Source organism: Pontibacter vulgaris (assembly GCF_022758145.1).
In the GTDB taxonomy this organism is placed as follows: domain Bacteria; phylum Bacteroidota; class Bacteroidia; order Cytophagales; family Hymenobacteraceae; genus Pontibacter; species Pontibacter vulgaris.
Genome location: NZ_JAJVDH010000001.1, coordinates 164524 through 182467 on the forward strand (window position 1 = coordinate 164524; position 17944 = coordinate 182467).

Below are 17944 nucleotides of genomic sequence, written 5' to 3' on the forward strand. Positions count from 1 at the left end.
TAAAACTAAAAGCCTGTGAGGTAAATTTGGACGAAACTTGAACGTCTGTTTAGATCATGTCATACGACTTCGCTCATCAGAATAAACCTAAAGTCTGTTCTATTTAAATATGTTCTTTTTTGATACTTAACAGAGAGCAGAAGTATATCCTTTCTAGAAATGTTGCTTGACTATCACTAGACAGAACGCTCTGACAATAGCTTATTGATTTTGTCAATGAACTTAATACCGTCCTGGTCAACTAAGTAGGTGGTGAATGATTTATTTTCGTCCATGATAGGCAACCCAATATCAATTTTATTCCTCCGAATTATTTGCTCAAGGTAAAATGCAAATTCTTCATCATTCCACTCTCTTAAGGTCAAATTGTTCAAAGTGTTTACGCGCAAAACCTTGTCTTCCATGTTGAAGATGTGGAAATACTTTGGTGTATTTTCAGCCAAGTGCTTCCCATAAAAAATTCGGGCTGAAACTTCCAGAAACTGGACATGGTTGAGGCTAAAGCTTTGCAAATACTTAAGTTTCTTTAAAAAAAGTTCGACACAATTATTGTCTTGAAACACAATTGACACACCTATTTCTCCAAATTTTAGACTGACACCCAAGGCAGAAATATCATTCATGTAATCAAAGTCATGTCCTTTATAATTAAAGACAAAAATGCTCCACGGCTTCGGGTCTACAAATTCTGTTGGAATCCTTATTGACTGCAGAAACAAATGCATTGCTTCATAACTTTCCACGAATTCAACAGGCAGAATATTTCCTTTCAGCGGGTTGCTCCTATCATATAACAAAGACAATTCCTTAAACATGGTACCATAAAGCAATTTACTAGTCCACTGGAAAATCACTTGCTCATCATCCATGGTCAAGTTCTCAAATCTGCGGTCGAAGAGGAATTGAAATTTTATTTCCATTTTAGACAAGTGCACCCCATTGCACTCCTTGCAACATGGAACGGTAAGGTATCTGTAACGCACTGGCGTTTGATTAAGCACTAGCAATGACTGATTCCACAAAGAGTACTTCCTTTGAAGCCATTTTGGAAATATATGCTCATCACTTCTAGTATCAACATCTAATTCAAGCCCACATAAGAAGCATTGATTATTTGTAAAAGTTGACTTTTCAAATGGCTTAAAGAACCCTAGTTCAAGCATTGTACAACATGTAAAGAGTTACAAAATGACGAAGACTTGTAATCTATGACTTAACATACATCAAGCCTTAAATTTGCAATTCATTCTTTGTTAATACAAATTTCACTATGTATGGGTTAAGCCTGATAATTCGTTTTAAGTAGCTCGTTTTTATTTGCCTTTTTTGGGCTTGAATTCAAGTAGTCAAGCCACATGTTTTTACTACAGATTACAAATTTAAAAATAGAGAAAACGTAGTTTAGGTAACATAAAACTATTTATAGGAAGCAAAATGAATGCATAATGGCCAACCTAGCATGTTCACACATGAAAAAACGTTCATATAAAACTGACATAAGCTGGCTTTAACCTAAAGTTTATAGCGCTATAAAAATGAACAGAAGCAAAATATTTAGCGGTGGTGCAGCAGGAAGGAGAACTGAAAAAAAAATTATGTTACACAAAGCGTGCTTGCAGGTGCCGTTAAAAGCCTGAGAAGTGAATTTGAAATGACTATAAAACAAAGAAGCCTGACTCATTTCTGAATCAGGCTTCTCTTTAGGTAGCGGGAACAGGACTCGAACCTGTGACCTTTGGGTTATGAGCCCAACGAGCTACCAACTGCTCCATCCCGCACTGTTATTGTATGACAAAAGTAGTATATTGATTTATACTTTGCAAGCTTTTATACCTGAAAAGGGCAAAAAAAGTTAGAATTTACTTGTTACACCAAAGTGTATTTTGGAGTATTTCAACGAAAGTGGCTGTTGCTCAGAGCGTCCCAGAGAATATACCAACTGAAAAATTCCTGCGCCTGTACTAAAACTAATTCCGCCGCCAACACCTAAGGGGTAATCCTGGGCCAGCGAAGCCTGTAAATCGCTGCGGTAATAGCCTTGGTCATAGAAAAGCAACACATAAGAATCGGCGGCGGTAAACAGGCGGTACTCCAGCGTGGCAACAGCGTAGGACGATGCATAGAAGAAATACTCGTCAAACCCGCGCAGGGTATTAAGGCCGCCAATCCGGTACATGTCGTTCAGAAAAACCTGGTCGTTGAGCAGTGCCTCGCCACGCAGGCGGGTTAGCAAAGCGCTATTTGTACTTAAGCGCAGAAAATTTTCGAGCCTTAACGCCAGGCTGAGCTGGGTGGTTTTCAGGTCCAGGGTGTCATAAAAACTTTTCTCGAGATCGGCGTTACGCAGCAGTTTTTTTGTACCTGCCGCCAGTTGCAACTCTACCAAACGGCCACGGCGCGGAAAGTAAAAATCATCAAGATTATTCCAGAGGTAATTAAAGCCATAGGTATTTGTTTTGGCATCAGCCAGGTCTAATTTCTGCAGACTTTGTGTATTGGCTGATGAAAGTATACGCGAGTTGCGCCACTCCGTGAACACACTGAATTTGCCATACTTCAGTGTATAATATGCCAGCTGCAGGCGTGGCTGTAAGGTAATAAACGATGAATCCTGTTTTAGCAAATTAAACTTTGTACCCAGCTCGAAAGGTGTGCCCAGCAAATTAGGGTGCAGGTACTCGCCGTTAAGTATAACCGAACCTTTGTTTACGTGCCGCCACTGCAGCCCCAGTTGCTTACCTGTACCACGAATATTGCGTATGTTCAGGTTGGCTTCGCCGGTTATCAGCAGTTTGTCTTTGCGTGTTGGGTCTGGTAAAAAGCCTACAACCCCATCTATCTGGTTAGCCTGACGGTCTTCCAGGAAATAGTATACTTTGGCTTTATCGCGGGCAAAACGCACCTGCGGCGGCCTTGTTGATTTAATGTAAGGCAGTTGCGTAAGCATGCGTTGCGACGCATTGATCTGGTCCTGGTTATAGATCTGGCCGGGCAGCAGTTGCAGGTAATGCATCAGGAACTTAGGCTGCGTCTTTGTTTTTCCTTCAATTTCCAGCGAGTCATAAGTAACAACAAAAGCTTTTTCCACCATCAGGGCAGCTTCAATTTTATTGTCGTTTATACTTATACTATCCAGCCATACACTGGCAAAGGGATAGCCGTTGCGCTCGGCATAATCAAGTATGCGCTGCTGCAGCTTTACATACTCGGCTGGCTTAAAAGGTACATTGTGGTAAAACTTCTCCCTGAAACCCGACTCGATCAGGATGCCTTCGCTCAGGTTCCCATTCCGCAGGCTGGCAAATTCAAAGCGCTGGCCAATGTATAGTTTCACGTGAAGCGTATCGTTGCGCAGGTACAGGCTATCGGCAGAAGTGAGCAAATAAGCATCCTGCTGCATCTCGTACACCAAAGCTTTTACTTCTTTGCTAGCTTCTACAGAATCGGGATGAGTAGTTTTGTAAGTATAACCACGCAGGCGTGGGGCATCTTCAGGAGTGGTATGTACACGAAGTATAAGTTTAGGCTGTGGCACAGCATCGGGTTGCGATTGGGCCTGCACACGCGGCAGCCACAAAAGCAAACACAATACTACGGCAGCTATTTTATACATTTGTGTAATTGATTGTTGAATTGTTTAGCGGCTAAATTGTTAACCTTTTAGACTACTAGGCCTTTATACCTTGCTATACCTACAAATGTAACGGGTTATGTTTTACAGATTTATAGTTCATCAACAATTTAACCATCCAACAATTTAACAATTAACTCTTGGCCGGAATATACCTTCATATCCCTTTCTGCAAACAGGCTTGCCATTACTGCGATTTCCATTTCAGTACAAGTATGGGTCACAAGTCGGCAACTATAGATGCCATTGCCCGCGAGCTTGAACTGCGGAAAGAGTATCTGCAGGGCCAGACGATTGAAACCATTTACTTCGGAGGCGGCACACCATCGTTGTTAACCCAACCTGAGTTGGAGCTGTTGCTGCAAACTATAAGATCATTGTTTATAGTTGCTGATAACGCAGAAATCACACTGGAGGCTAACCCCGACGATCTTTCGCCGGAGAAACTACAGGAATTGAAAGCTGCAGGTATAAACCGGTTAAGTATAGGATTGCAGTCGTTTCATGAGCCGCACCTGCGCATGATGAACCGCGCCCACAACGCTACCGAAAGTCTGCAATGCGTGAAAGATGCGCAGGCTGCCGGGTTTGATAACATTACTGTCGATTTAATCTATGGCATTCCGGCGCCGGATCACAGCATCTGGCTGAATGACCTCAAAACACTTTTCTCACTGAATGTGCAGCATGTATCGTGCTACGCCTTAACGATAGAACCTGATACTGCGCTGGGCCGCTGGAGCAAAAAAGGCAAGTTTATACCTTCCGAAGATGATTTCACGGCACAACAGTTCGAGATTTTATTAGAGCAGATGGCGCAGCATGGCTTTGTGCAATACGAAATCTCAAACTTCTGTAAGCCGGGCTTCGAGTCGAAACACAACAGTAATTACTGGCGAGGTGTGCATTACCTGGGCGTAGGGCCGAGCGCGCATTCATTTAACGGAAACAGCAGGCAGTACAATGTAGCCAACAACCGCAAGTATACCGAGGCCATAAGCCAAAACAGCATCCCAGCTGAAATAGAAAACCTTACCCTAGCCGACCAGGCTAACGATTACCTGCTTACCACGCTACGCACGATCTGGGGCTGCGACCTTACACAATTGCGCGATAAGTATAACTACGATGTGCAGGCAACCCATAACCTATACTTGCAGGAACTGCAGCAAAAAGAACTGGCAAGTATAAAAGCCGATGTGCTATACCTGACAGATAAAGGCAAACTGCTCGCCGACCAAATCACGCTGGATCTGTTTGTTGAATAATTTCCTTAATAGCCGGCAAACTTACTTCTAGCAGTATACATTCGTTGAAAGTATCCGTAAAGGTAACTGTTCTCAAAATGCTTCCCGAATACATGCAGACATTGCCCCTGATAACGGTTTATGAATCGGATGGACTAAAAATTGAAGTTGCTGACAGCCTTTGCCTGGTCCGGACAGAATGGTTGCGCACCTTACCCGATGAGCAGTTTCAGGCCGAAGCTATGCAGGCATACCATGTTATTGCAGAAAGAAAAGCAGAAAAGGTACTGGTAAATTCGCAGCAGACATCTATACTTGGCCCCGAAACCAAGGACTGGCTCTCCAACACCTACTATAGTTTGTTTTCTACTACTGCCCTCAGAAAGATGGCCCGCGTTATGCCCGATAACCTGTTCAAGAAACTGGCGCTGGCATCGGTGGTAGCAAGAGCAGATGCTGCCGGCGATATTTCTTACACTATCCGGGACTTTGCCTCTGAAGATGAAGCTATCAGCTGGCTACTTGAAGAATAACATACTTTTAAGCGCTTTAAAGTATAGTTTCCGATTTTTCGCTTATACTTGCTAAAAGCCCGAAACTATGGAAGCCAACATCACCTACCACGACCAGGTTTATACTTTCAATCCGTTGCAGCCACTGGACATTTCGATGCCGCTACACGACAAAGAGCTGCAACCGGAGTGTTTCTGGGCCGAGCCCGTTCAGTTTGATGTGATACGGGTAGGTGATTTTGTAGGAAGCGTGGCCGAAGGCGGCAGTACCAACTATAAACGCGTGCACGTAACGCCGCACGGCAACGGCACCCACACCGAGTGCTACGGCCACATCTCCGCCGATGAGAACGCCACCATTCACAATTGCTTGAAGCGCTTTTTATTTGTAGCCCAGCTCATAACTATAACACCACAAAAGCAGGAAAACGGCGATGAAGTGGTAATGCTGGAAGATGTGCGAGAGCAATTGGAAGGTATAAAATGTGAGGCCGTTATACTTCGCACCTTACCAAATTCGGATGAGAAACTTACCCGCCACTACTCCGGCACCAACCCGCCCTACTTAGAGCATACTATCGGGCAACACCTGGCCGAAAAAGGCATACAGCATTTACTTTTAGACCTGCCCTCTGTAGACCGCGAACTCGACGAAGGAAAATTGCTATGCCACCATGGCTTCTGGCAATATCCTAAAAACACCCGCTGCGGCGCAACTATCACCGAGCTAATTTATGTGCCGGATCATATTACGGACGGTTTATACTTGCTGAACCTGCAAATAGCCAGCTTGCAACTCGATGCCAGCCCGAGCAAGCCTGTACTTTATACTTTATCGCCTGTTTTTCCAGAACTATAGTTTACAATAACTATAAAACAGCATGCCTCCCTACAGAAAAAAGGCTGGAGCGTTAGCCCCAGCCTCAGGTAGTTTAGTTGTTTGTAAGGAGTGTTGTTGTTTCTAAAATAGCGCTTCGGCTACTTTTCTAACAGATTCTGATTTGCCCATCGAGTAGTAGTGCAGGCACGGCACGCCAAATTCCATCAGTTCTTTTGATTGCTGTATCGCCCACTCCACGCCAACCTGTGCGGCGGCCTTGTTGTCGGGGCAGGCTTCAATGGCATCAGCCAGCTCACATGGTATCTCGATATGGAACAGGCTTGGCAGTAAGTTAAGCTGTGTTTTGGTGGTCATTGGTTTCAGGCCCGGGATGATCGGCACATTTATACCTTCCTCACGGCAGCGGTTCACAAAGTCAAAATACTTCTGGTTATCGAAGAACATCTGCGTAACAATGTACTCGGCCCCAAGCTCCACTTTGCGCTTCAGCCAGCGCAGATCCGATTTCATATTAGGTGCTTCAAAATGCTTCTCTGGGTAGCCAGCCACGCCAATACAGAAATCTGTTCCGCTGTTGTAAACTTGCTCCTCATCCAGGTAACGTCCGCAGTTCATGTCCACCACCTGCCCGATCAGTTCGGTCGCATAATGATGTCCGCCCGGCTCTGGCACAAATCGCTGTTCGCTTTTTACACAATCGCCACGCAGCACCAGTACATTGTCTATCCCTAGAAAGTGAAGGTCGATCAGGGCATTCTCGGTTTCTTCTTTGTTAAAGCCTCCGCAGATCAGGTGCGGCACTGTGTCCACTTTATAGTTGTTCTGGATAGCCGCACAAATACCTACTGTGCCTGGTCGCTTACGTGTAGTGATCTTCTCTAAAAGACCATTTTCGCGCTGTTTATACACATATTCCTCGCGGTGATAGGTCACATCAATAAACGGAGGCTTAAACTCCATCAGCGGGTCGATGTGGTTAAACAGGATTTTCATATTCTCGCCTTTCAGCGGAGGTAATATCTCAAAAGTGAACAGGGTTTTCCCGTTGGCATTTTTGAAGTGGTCTGTTACTTTCAATTTATGTTAAATTGTTAGATGGTTTAATTGTTAGATGGTTGTTTGCGCTGCCGGATCCAACCACCCCTAACCCCTCCTTGTCTAAGGAGGGGAGTTTTACCTACTACTTCAACCTATGTAGCTTATAGTTTGCGCTATTGCATTTCGTAGCCTTCAGCTTCAAAACTTGAAGTGTAGTAAAACAACAGCAGGCTCCCCTCCTTAGACAAGGAGGGGTTAGGGGTGGTTTGATTACACCGCCTGCTGTGCTACCGGTTTCGGCTCATAGTTCAGGTTCGGCGATAACCAGCGTTCCAGTTCCTCTTTAGCCATACCTTTACGTTGCGCGATATCGGCCACCTGGTCTTCACCTATCTTGCCTAAACCAAAGTATTTCGATTCCGGGTGCGAGAAGTATAAACCGCTTACAGCCGCGGTTGGGTACATGGCCAGGTTCTCAGTAAGTATAACCCCAGACGTTCTCTCCGCATCCAGCAAATTAAACAGCGTGATCTTTTCGGTATGGTCAGGGCAGCCCGGGTAACCTGGTGCCGGTCTAATGCCTTTATAGTTTTCCTTGATCAGGTCTTCGTTGGTTAGGTTCTCATCTGGCTCGTAACCCCATAGTTCCTTGCGAACTTTGGCATGCATCAGCTCGGCAAAAGCTTCCGCCAGTCTGTCTGCCAGGGCTTTTATCATGATGGATTTATAGTCGTCATGCTCGGCCTCATACTTCTCCAGCAGCTTCTCAATGCCAAAACCAGCTGACACCACAAATCCGCCGATGTAATCAGCCACGCCTGTTTCTTTCGGAGCTACAAAATCGGAGAAAGCCAGGTTAGGCACGTTTGCACCCTTCTTGCCTTGCTGGCGCAAGGTATGGAACTCTGTCAATACATTTCCACGTGAATCATCGGCGTATACTTCGATGGTATCATCTGCCTCCACGTTGGCAGGATAGAAACCTACTACAGCGCGGGCTTCCAGTAATTGCTTATCCACGATTTCCTGCAGCATTGCCTGCGCATCGTTAAACAGTTTGGTTGCTTCTGTGCCTAATTCCGGATCGGTCAATATTTTCGGGTACTGGCGCTTAAGCTCCCAGGCGTGGAAGAATGGCGTCCAGTCGATGTACGGCACGATCTCCGAAAGCGGGTAATTAGTGTATGTTTTATTGCCCAGGAAGCTAGGTTTAACCGGTTTAGTAGTGTTCCAATCAACTTTATACTTGTTGGCGCGGGCTTCTGCTATAGTTGCAAACGCACGGTCTTTGGTGCGGCTCAGGTGGTCTTCGCGCAGCTTCTCATACTCTGCTTTTATCTCGGCAATATAGCTGTCGCGTTCGCTGCTCAGCAGGCTACTCACCACCGTTACACTTCTGGAAGCGTCGTGCACGTGCACTACCGGACCACTATACTTTGGCGCAATTTTCACGGCTGTATGTACGCGCGAAGTTGTAGCTCCACCAATCAGCAGTGGAATCTTCATGCCACGGCGTTCCATTTCCTGTGCCACATACACCATTTCATCCAGTGAAGGCGTGATCAGACCGCTCAAGCCAATGATATCTACTTTATGTGCTTCGGCTTCTGACAGGATCTTATCCAGCTGCACCATTACGCCTAGATCAATTACCTCGTAGTTGTTACAAGCCAGTACCACACCCACAATGTTTTTACCGATGTCGTGCACGTCGCCTTTTACAGTAGCCATCAGGATGGTACCTGCTGTAGATTTAGAAGTATCGCCGGCCAGTTTCTCCTGTTCCATGAACGGCAACAGGTACGCTACCGACTTCTTCATAACGCGGGCACTCTTCACCACTTGTGGCAAAAACATTTTACCAGCACCAAACAAATCACCCACCACCGACATACCTGCCATCAGTGGACCCTCGATCACATCCAATGTTTTGGTTGCTTGCTGGCGTGCTTCTTCGGTGTCTTCTTCTATAAAATCAACTATACCTTTTACCAAAGAATGTTTCAGACGCTCTTCTACGGGGGCTTCGCGCCAGGCAGTGTCGGCAGCCGTGGCAGTTTTGCCTTTGCCTTTTATAGTTTCGGCATAGGTTACCAGTTTTTCAGTAGCATCCGGGTGGCGGTTAAAGATCACGTCCTCGATCAGGTCGCGCAGCTCAGTTGGTATTTCGCTGTACACGCCCAGCATACCTGCATTCACAATACCCATGTCCATACCCGCCTGTACGGCATAGTATAAAAACACCGTGTGCATGGCTTCACGTACTATATCATTGCCACGGAAAGAGAAGGAAAGGTTGCTTACACCGCCACTGATCAGCGCATGTGGCAGGTTCGCTTTTATCCATTTTACAACTTCGATATAATCTACCGCATAGTTGTTGTGCTCTTCTATACCTGTGGCAATCGCCAGTATGTTCGGGTCGAAAATGATGTCCTGCGGCGGGAAACCTACTTCATCAACCAGAATGCGGTACGATCTTTCACATATCTCTTTTCTGCGCTCCAGCGTATCAGCCTGGCCCTGCTCGTCAAAAGCCATTACCACTACGGCGGCACCATACTGGCGCACTTTGCGGGCCAACTTTTTAAAGGCTTCTTCGCCTTCTTTTAAGCTGATGGAGTTAACTATAGATTTACCCTGCACACATTTCAACCCGGCTTCTATCACGCTCCATTTCGAAGAGTCGATCATGATCGGCAGTTTGGAAATATCCGGCTCAGAAGCGATCAGGTTAAGGAAATTGGTCATGGCCTGCTCTGAGTCAAGCATGCCTTCATCCATGTTCACGTCTATTATCTGCGCACCACCTTCTACCTGCTGACGCGCAACTGCTAGGGCTTCTTCAAACTGGCCGTTAACGATAAGCCGTGAGAACATTTTGGAGCCGGTTACATTGGTGCGTTCGCCGACATTTACAAAAAGGCTTTCGGGGGTGATGGTTAGGGGCTCGAGGCCGCTGTAACGTGGGAGTGGGGCAACAGGGGTAGGAACGTGCGGTTTATACTTTCGCACCAGGTCTGCAATTACTTTGGTATGTACGGGCGTAGTGCCACAACAACCACCCAATATATTTACCAGCCCTTCCTTTAAATACTCTTCAACTATAACACCCATCTGCTGGGCTGTCTCATCGTAGCCGCCAAAAGCATTTGGCAAGCCGGCATTCGGGTAAGCGCTGATATAACAGTCTGAAATGCGGGATAGCTCCTGGATGTGTGTTTTCAGCTGACGTGCACCTAAAGCACAGTTAAAACCTATACTAAGTATAGGGGCATGCGAGATGGAATTATAGAAAGCCTCTACCGTCTGCCCAGATAAGGTACGGCCACTGGCATCGGTTATAGTTCCGGACACCATGATCGGAAGCTCTTTGCCACCATCATTTACAAATTGCTGTATCGCAAAAAGGGCAGCTTTACAGTTTAGCGTATCAAAAACAGTTTCTACTAACAGCAAGTCAGAACCACCATCCACTAAACCACGCACCTGCTCATAATAAGCTTCTACCAGTTGGTCAAATGTTATGGCACGGTAACCAGGGTTATTTACATCCGGTGAAAGCGAAGCTGTACGGTTAGTTGGGCCAATCGCGCCCGCTACAAAACGTTTATGCGAAGGATCTTTGGCTTCTATTTCATTTGCAGCTTCACGGGCAATCTTAGCCGACTCATAGTTCAGTTCATACACGATATGCTCCAGCGCATAATCGGCCATAGCTATACTTGTACCACTAAAAGTGTTGGTCTCGATGATATCAGCGCCAGCTTCCAGATACTCAGTATGTATGGCTTTAATGATATCCGGGCGGGTAATGGAAAGCAGGTCGTTGTTGCCTTTCAGGTCGGATGGATGATCTTTGAAGCGCTCGCCACGGAAATCTGCTTCCTGCAATTGGTAACGCTGGATCATGGTGCCCATGGCGCCGTCAAGCACAAGTACGCGCTCTTTCAGTAGCTGGTAAATCGGATGTGTTTTGGTCATGTTCGGGGTCTTTCTTCTCGTAAGTCTTCTGCGTTCGCTTATCAAGAAGGACACCCTAAGGAAGGATATACTCTCTTATCTTCTCTCAACTATAGTATAGCTAAGAAGGGAATTAGCACCAAGCTGGTACAAGGTTGCTAAGACGTCATCGGGCCCTTCCCTCGGTCTTTCTTGATAAGAAGCTGCAATTTATACAGATATCCATAGAATACGAAATATTCTTTATTTTAGGTACGGGTTGGGGTAGGCATAAAAACAGAAAAGGACACTTGTGGTGTCCTTTTCCTACTTAGTCTGTTCTGCTTTTGAGGGCAAATCAAACTATCTGATTATATATACGCCACACCCGGTGCCGGGTTGCGGCAGATTTTATATTTTCTTAAAATAAAAAAGGGATACCTTACGGCATCCCTTTTTGTATCAGCAAAGCTTAAAATTAAGCTTCTGCAGTTACGTTAGGTACTACAGAAACGAATGAACGGTTCTTAACACCTTTCTTGAACTCAACTACACCATCAACAAGTGCAAACAGTGTGTGGTCTTTGCCAATACCCACGTTTTTACCCGGGTGGTGTGCAGTACCTCTTTGTCTTACAATGATGTTACCAGCGATGATATCCTGGCCACCGTAAATCTTAACACCAAGTCGTTTAGAGTGTGACTCGCGGCCGTTATTAGAACTACCAGCTCCTTTTTTGTGTGCCATTTTTTTAACTATTTACTCCGGGTTAGTAAACTAAGCCCGAAAAGATTTTACGATTAATTTCTTCTTACTGCTTATCCAATGCTCTCGATCAGGACTTTCGTATACTGCTGGCGGTGACCATTCTTCTTACGATAGCCTTTTCTTCTCTTCTTTTTGAAAACGATTACTTTATCGCCTTTCACGTTGCCAAGGATTTTACCAACCACTTTAACACCGCTAACGAAAGGAGCACCTAAAGTAATAGTGCCGTTATCATCAGTAAGAAGAACATTGGCGAACTCAACGGCGTCACCATCATTGCCGGAAAGCTTGTTAGCGTAGATGAACTTACCGCTCTCTACTTTGGTCTGTTGACCTGCGATTTCTACAATTGCGTACATCAGCTTCAATGTATATTTATGAAAATTTAAGTTTGCAAAAGTAAGGGACTTATTTTTAATATGCAAACCATTGCTTTTTAATTCATTCCATAATTTCACAGCTTCCTCCACACTTATGTGGAAAACATTGTTGAAATCTACACACCATTTCCAAAAGACCTCAAAACTTTGTTCTAACAAGCTAAAATAAAGGCATTTATCCTTAAATTCAAAAAATCATCTTATCCACAAATTGCACATCAAACCACCTCATCAACCAAAACCCTACCCCGCTGTGTTACCACAAAATTATACTTTACACACCCTGCCTATGCCCGCATAAGCTCTAAAGGCCATTTTAAACTCTATTTTACTGTATTTAACATCGAATTAATAGATAAATAACAATATTTTAACACAACTATATAAGTTATCAACTATGTTTATAACACTGTGGATTACAGCATAAAAACCTGACCATTAGCTGCTTAACAATTTGTGGAGAAATTGAACAACTTTGGATACCTATTTCAAGTTCAATTCTCTATATTTGAACTCACAATATTGCCGGGCGTTATGCAGACACCCGTGCAATGCTTAAATTTATCTGGGGTGTTTTCTAAGCTTATTGCTTACCCCTTCAACCAATAAAACGCTTATTTACAAGTTTATGGAGCCAATACTACAAGAGAACCCAAACCGCTTTGTACTGTTCCCAATTCAGCATGATGAGGTATGGCAGATGTATAAAAAGGCTGAAGCCAGTTTCTGGACCGCTGAAGAGATCGACCTGAGCCAGGACCTGAAAGACTGGGAAAACCTGAATGACGGCGAACGCCATTTCATCAGCCATGTTCTGGCCTTCTTTGCTGCTTCGGATGGCATCGTGAATGAGAACCTGGCCGTAAACTTTATGCAGGAGGTGCAGATACCGGAAGCGCGCTGCTTTTATGGTTTCCAGATCATGATGGAGAACATCCACTCTGAAACCTACTCTCTGCTGATTGATACTTATATAAAGAAGCAAAGCGAGAAAGACCACCTTTTTAATGCGCTGGAGACGGTGCCATGCGTGAAGAAAAAAGGAGAGTGGGCCATTAAATGGATCAACAGCGAAAACTTTGTGGAACGCCTGATAGCATTTGCTGCCGTGGAAGGCATTTTCTTCTCCGGTTCGTTCTGCTCTATCTTCTGGATGAAGAAGCGTGGCTTAATGCCTGGCCTTACTTTCTCTAACGAGCTTATCTCAAGAGACGAAGGCCTGCACTGCGATTTTGCCTGCCTGCTATACTCTATGCTGCAAAATAAGCTGACTGAGGCTCGTGTACACGAAATAATTAAGGACGCAGTAAGTATAGAACAGGAATTTGTTACCGACGCCCTGCCGGTAGACCTGATCGGGATGAACGCCAAGCTGATGAGCCAGTACATCGAGTTCGTGGCTGACCGCCTGTTAGTAGCGCTCGGCTACAGCAAAGTATACAACGCCACCAACCCATTCGATTTCATGGAAATGATTTCGCTGCAGGGTAAGACAAACTTCTTCGAAAAGCGCGTGGGCGAATACCAGAAAGCCGGTGTTTTAGGCGGTTCTGATAAAAATGTATTTTCACTCGACGAAGACTTTTAAGATCAGATTTTAGTTCTTAAGTTTATAAGACCAAAGGGGAAAGACATCCTACCTTTTCCCTTACTGGTTTATACCTTTATACTTCCGGCACCACCTGTAAAGGCAGAAGCGACCGCTTCAGGTTACGGAACCATAGCTGGCAATTGCTATCAATAAGGGGCTACAGGCCTCATCACAAGTAAAAGCATTAGGCTTTACCTATAAAGTATAGTATTTCAACGGCTTACGTGGGTATTTACGTATTGCCTTATGAATATATTAGCATGTTTCAGCCCACTGCCCTGGTAGTGGCATATCATATAATTTTATACCTGTTGATAACCCGGGGCCTTTAACCTCGCTTAATGTATATACACTATGTTAGTAGTTAAACGAGACGGTAGACGCGAGTCCGTCAAATTCGATAAGATCACAGCACGCATCGAAAAACTGTGCTATGGTTTACACATGGATTATGTATCGCCGATTGAAGTAGCAAAGAAAGTGATCGATGGTATTTACGATGGTGTTACTACTGTTGAGTTGGATAACCTGGCAGCAGAAACGGCAGCTTCACTTACGACCAAGCACCCGGACTATGCAGTACTGGCAGCACGCGTTGCTATCTCTAACCTGCATAAGGTTACCAGCAAGTCGTTCTCTAATACCATGAAGCGCCTTTATACTTACGAGGACCCTAAAACAGGCGCTAATGCATCATTACTGGCAAAAGATGTATATGAGATTATCCGTAAACATGCTGCCACGCTTGATTCTTCTATCATTTATGACCGCGACTACAACTACGATTACTTTGGTTATAAAACACTGGAGCGCTCGTACCTGCTGCGCCTGGATGGTAAAATAGTAGAACGCCCGCAGCATATGCTGATGCGTGTTGCTGTAGGTATACATAAAGAAGATATCGAGTCTGCCATCGAGACTTACAACCTGATGTCGGAGAAGTGGTTTACACACGCTACGCCAACCTTATTTAACGCCGGTACACCAAAGCCACAGCTTTCGTCGTGCTTCCTGCTGGCCATGAAAGACGATAGTATACCAGGAATTTACGATACGCTGAAGCAATGTGCCCAGATTTCGCAAAGCGCTGGAGGTATAGGCCTTAGTATTCATAACATAAGAGCAACGGGCTCATACATTAAAGGTACCAACGGTACTTCTAACGGCATTATACCTATGCTGAAAGTGTTTAACGACACAGCCCGCTACGTAGACCAGGGTGGTGGCAAGCGCAAAGGTGCTTTCGCTATTTACCTGGAGCCGTGGCACGCCGATATCTTTGAATTCCTGGATCTGAAAAAGAACCATGGTAAAGAAGAGAACCGCGCCCGCGACTTGTTCTATGCTATGTGGACGCCAGACCTGTTTATGAAGCGCGTGGAAGAAAACGGCGAATGGAGCCTGTTCTGCCCGAACGAAGCACCTGGTTTGGCTGAATGCTGGGGACAGGACTTTGAACGCCTGTACGAGAAGTATGAGCGCGAAGGCCGTGCCCGCAAAACAGTAAAAGCGCAGGATCTGTGGTTCCATATACTGGAGTCGCAGATAGAAACAGGTACGCCATACATGCTGTACAAAGATGCTGCTAACCGCAAATCAAACCAGCAGAACCTGGGTACTATAAAGAGCTCGAACCTGTGCACCGAAATCATGGAGTACACCGACGAGAATGAGGTTGCGGTTTGTAACCTGGCATCGCTGGCATTGCCACGCTATGTAAAAGAAGAGAACGGCCATAAGGTATTCGACCACCAGAAGCTGTTTGATGTAACATACCATGTAACTAAAAACCTGAACAAGGTTATTGATATTAACTATTACCCTGTAGAAGAGGCCAAGAACTCTAACATGCGCCACAGGCCTATTGGTTTGGGTGTACAGGGCCTTGCCGATACTTTTATTGCGTTGCGCATGCCATTCGAAAGCGAAGAGGCAAAAGGCTTGAATAAAGATATTTTCGAGACGATCTATTTTGCTTCGATGACAGCTTCTAAAGACCTGGCAAAGAAGAATGGACCATACGAAACATTTAAAGGTTCTCCGTTATCAAAAGGCATCTTCCAGTTTGATATGTGGAATGTAACGCCAGATAGCGGCCGTTGGGACTGGGAAGAACTTCGCAAAGAGGTTATGGAGCACGGTGTGCGTAACTCGCTTTTACTAGCGCCTATGCCAACTGCATCTACTGCGCAGATCCTAGGTAACAACGAATCGTTTGAGCCTTATACTTCTAACATTTACCTGCGCCGCGTACTTTCTGGCGAGTTTATGGTGGTAAACAAACACCTGCTGAAAGACCTGATCAACCTGGGCTTGTGGAATGATAACATGAAAAATGCGATCATCGCTGCCAACGGTTCTGTTCAGGATATCCCGAACATCCCGCAGAATATCAAAGACCTGTATAAAACAGTATGGGAGATAAGCCAACGTACGGTTATAGATATGAGTGCCGACCGTGGAGCTTACATCTGCCAGAGCCAGTCGCTGAACCTGCACGTGCAGAACGTGAACTTTGGTAAGCTGACCTCTATGCACTTCCATGCCTGGAAGAAAGGCCTGAAAACAGGTATGTACTACCTGCGCACCAAAGCCGCTGTAGATGCCATTAAGTTTACAGTAGAGAAACAAGCCACTGAAACCCTGGAGCCGGTTTATAACCAGGACCAGAACCGCAGCGATATGGCGTGTAGCCTTGACAACCCAGACGCTTGCGAAGCTTGCGGATCGTAACTAACTGAATAAGGAGGGCTTAGTGTCCTCCTTATTTTTTACCCGAAGCACGTGTATCCTATGTTACTGCTAACACCCTGTTAGTGGATGCAATCCTGTTGTTGATACTTTTAGCCCAAAATGTTATAATAAAAAAATTGAAATCAATTGTATTGTTCGGCAACGGCTTCAATAAGCTGTTAGCAAGTTTGGTAAGAAATTATCCGGAAGTTAATAAACCCAAAGATCTTAAAACTGACCTAGCAACAATATCAAATAACATCAATGATGTTGCGGGTCTATGGGAGAGATTTAAAGATGCGTTTCCTAAAATTAAGCGGTCTCATCCTAACCTATGTGACGAGCAAATATTATGTTTACTCAATGAACTATCTAATGAAGAATTTTTTAAAGAAGTAATACCTAAAGACAAAATAGAAGAGTTAGCAGGAAGAGTTGACACTGCTCGAAAAAATAGCTTGAGAGAAGTCGCATCAGACTTTAAACGTTTTGAAGATATATCAGGAAACAAAGTCATACGCAAGCTATTTCCATGTTTTGGAATTGGCTTCGATAACATGTTGAACTATAATGAAGTAGAGGAGTTATTTATTTGCACTACTAACTATGACGGTATACTAGATACTCTCTTAACATCACCAGTAAGAATCAATGGTACAAATTTCATTTATCCTGATTGCTTTGGACGAAGTAATATTGAAGGGCACCTAAAATTAAATGAATATATGCTTAGAAATGTAAAAAGGTGTATGGTGCATTTACATGGCTCTTATAAGTTTACAAAGAGAGGGAGCAGTACATATAAATTAACAGGTGATATCTTTAATGAAGAGCCTGTTTTAGTATTTAATAACCCATTCTTAAAGGAGAAAGAAATTTTAGAGGACCAAGTGCTATCTATATACTATAGAGCTCTCACAGAAAGATTAAAAGGTTATAATCGGTTAGTTATAATTGGTAACTCTTTTAGAAATGAGCCGCATCTAAAAGAATTGATAAGCCAGCATTTCAATCGAATAGGCACGGAGGTAATTGTTTGCTCTCTTAATCCGGAAGAAGTTGCTAATGAATTAAAAGACTGTTATCAAAAAGAAATATTTCAATTTACAACAAAGTCTATAGAGAATGAGAAACAATTGATTGATCTACTTTATCATCTTTTTATGCCTGATATTATGAATAGCAACCTTTGTCTTAATAATAGAGGGCTTGTAGCATAATTTGCAAACTAAGACCTAGCAGGAGCGAACGCCGCCAGGG

Annotated in this window: 12 protein-coding genes, 1 tRNA gene and 1 riboswitch; of the genes, 6 read left to right on the plus strand and 7 right to left on the minus strand. The window is 44.4% G+C overall.

Annotation, left to right across the window (positions count from 1 at the left end; all coding sequences use genetic code 11):
- Nucleotides 1-176 precede the first annotated feature (176 nt).
- From LWP20_RS00670 to LWP20_RS00680, 3 genes are all read right to left on the minus strand, one after another.
- A complete protein-coding gene (locus tag LWP20_RS00670) occupies nt 177-869 on the minus strand; it encodes a hypothetical protein (protein ID WP_242926181.1) in 693 nt (230 codons plus the stop codon).
- An 836-nt stretch (nt 870-1705) separates the two neighbouring features.
- Nucleotides 1706-1778, minus strand: a tRNA-Met gene (locus LWP20_RS00675).
- Between the two features lie 74 nt (nt 1779-1852).
- Nucleotides 1853-3613 carry a BamA/TamA family outer membrane protein gene (locus tag LWP20_RS00680; protein ID WP_242926182.1) on the minus strand — a complete coding sequence of 587 codons (1761 nt, stop codon included), beginning with the start codon at nt 3611-3613 and terminating at the stop codon, nt 1853-1855.
- Between the two features lie 158 nt (nt 3614-3771).
- Here LWP20_RS00680 and hemW point away from each other — a divergent pair, with 158 nt between their 5' ends.
- From hemW to LWP20_RS00695, 3 genes are all read left to right on the plus strand, one after another.
- A complete protein-coding gene (gene hemW / locus LWP20_RS00685) occupies nt 3772-4899 on the plus strand; it encodes a radical SAM family heme chaperone HemW (RefSeq protein WP_242926183.1) in 1128 nt (375 codons plus the stop codon).
- Nucleotides 4900-4976: 77 nt separating this feature from the next.
- Entirely contained in the window at nt 4977-5411 is a 435-nt protein-coding gene (locus LWP20_RS00690) for a hypothetical protein (protein WP_242926184.1), read from the plus strand.
- A 67-nt stretch (nt 5412-5478) separates the two neighbouring features.
- Nucleotides 5479-6249, plus strand: coding sequence for a cyclase family protein (locus LWP20_RS00695; protein WP_242926185.1), 771 nt, complete (start codon nt 5479-5481; stop codon nt 6247-6249).
- Between the two features lie 102 nt (nt 6250-6351).
- On the opposite strand, the gene metF is transcribed toward LWP20_RS00695, so the two are convergent.
- The 4 genes from metF to rplU form a co-directional block, all read right to left on the minus strand.
- On the minus strand, nt 6352-7308 hold the full coding sequence (metF, locus tag LWP20_RS00700) for a methylenetetrahydrofolate reductase [NAD(P)H] (RefSeq protein WP_242926186.1): 957 nt from the start codon (nt 7306-7308) through the stop codon (nt 6352-6354).
- 231 nt (nt 7309-7539) lie between these two features.
- Nucleotides 7540-11253 carry a methionine synthase gene (metH, locus tag LWP20_RS00705; protein ID WP_242926187.1) on the minus strand — a complete coding sequence of 1238 codons (3714 nt, stop codon included), beginning with the start codon at nt 11251-11253 and terminating at the stop codon, nt 7540-7542.
- A 72-nt stretch (nt 11254-11325) separates the two neighbouring features.
- Nucleotides 11326-11434, minus strand: a riboswitch (SAM riboswitch).
- Between the two features lie 255 nt (nt 11435-11689).
- Nucleotides 11690-11959, minus strand: coding sequence for a 50S ribosomal protein L27 (gene rpmA, locus LWP20_RS00710; RefSeq protein ID WP_242926188.1), 270 nt, complete (start codon nt 11957-11959; stop codon nt 11690-11692).
- 71 nt (nt 11960-12030) lie between these two features.
- Nucleotides 12031-12339, minus strand: coding sequence for a 50S ribosomal protein L21 (rplU, locus tag LWP20_RS00715; RefSeq protein ID WP_242926235.1), 309 nt, complete (start codon nt 12337-12339; stop codon nt 12031-12033).
- Nucleotides 12340-12988: 649 nt separating this feature from the next.
- Here rplU and LWP20_RS00720 point away from each other — a divergent pair.
- The 3 genes from LWP20_RS00720 to LWP20_RS00730 all read left to right on the plus strand — a co-directional run bounded on the left by LWP20_RS00720 (nt 12989) and on the right by LWP20_RS00730 (nt 17904).
- Entirely contained in the window at nt 12989-13948 is a 960-nt protein-coding gene (locus LWP20_RS00720) for a ribonucleoside-diphosphate reductase small subunit (protein ID WP_242926189.1), read from the plus strand.
- Between the two features lie 357 nt (nt 13949-14305).
- Entirely contained in the window at nt 14306-16684 is a 2379-nt protein-coding gene (locus LWP20_RS00725) for a ribonucleoside-diphosphate reductase subunit alpha (protein ID WP_242926190.1), read from the plus strand.
- Nucleotides 16685-16767: 83 nt separating this feature from the next.
- Complete coding sequence (locus LWP20_RS00730) at nt 16768-17904, plus strand: hypothetical protein (RefSeq protein ID WP_242926191.1); 1137 nt, start codon at nt 16768-16770, stop codon at nt 17902-17904.
- Nucleotides 17905-17944 lie beyond the last annotated feature (40 nt).

Coding starts and splice junctions, on each gene's coding strand:
- LWP20_RS00725 (WP_242926190.1), top strand. CDS start 14,306: ATGTTAGTAGTTAAACGAGACGGTAGACGCGAGTCCGTCAAATTCGAT.
- LWP20_RS00720 (WP_242926189.1), top strand. CDS start 12,989: ATGGAGCCAATACTACAAGAGAACCCAAACCGCTTTGTACTGTTCCCA.
- LWP20_RS00695 (WP_242926185.1), top strand. CDS start 5,479: ATGGAAGCCAACATCACCTACCACGACCAGGTTTATACTTTCAATCCG.
- LWP20_RS00670 (WP_242926181.1), bottom strand. CDS start 869: ATGGATGATGAGCAAGTGATTTTCCAGTGGACTAGTAAATTGCTTTAT.
- LWP20_RS00690 (WP_242926184.1), top strand. CDS start 4,977: ATGCTTCCCGAATACATGCAGACATTGCCCCTGATAACGGTTTATGAA.
- rpmA (WP_242926188.1), bottom strand. CDS start 11,959: ATGGCACACAAAAAAGGAGCTGGTAGTTCTAATAACGGCCGCGAGTCA.
- LWP20_RS00680 (WP_242926182.1), bottom strand. CDS start 3,613: ATGTATAAAATAGCTGCCGTAGTATTGTGTTTGCTTTTGTGGCTGCCG.
- rplU (WP_242926235.1), bottom strand. CDS start 12,339: ATGTACGCAATTGTAGAAATCGCAGGTCAACAGACCAAAGTAGAGAGC.
- metH (WP_242926187.1), bottom strand. CDS start 11,253: ATGACCAAAACACATCCGATTTACCAGCTACTGAAAGAGCGCGTACTT.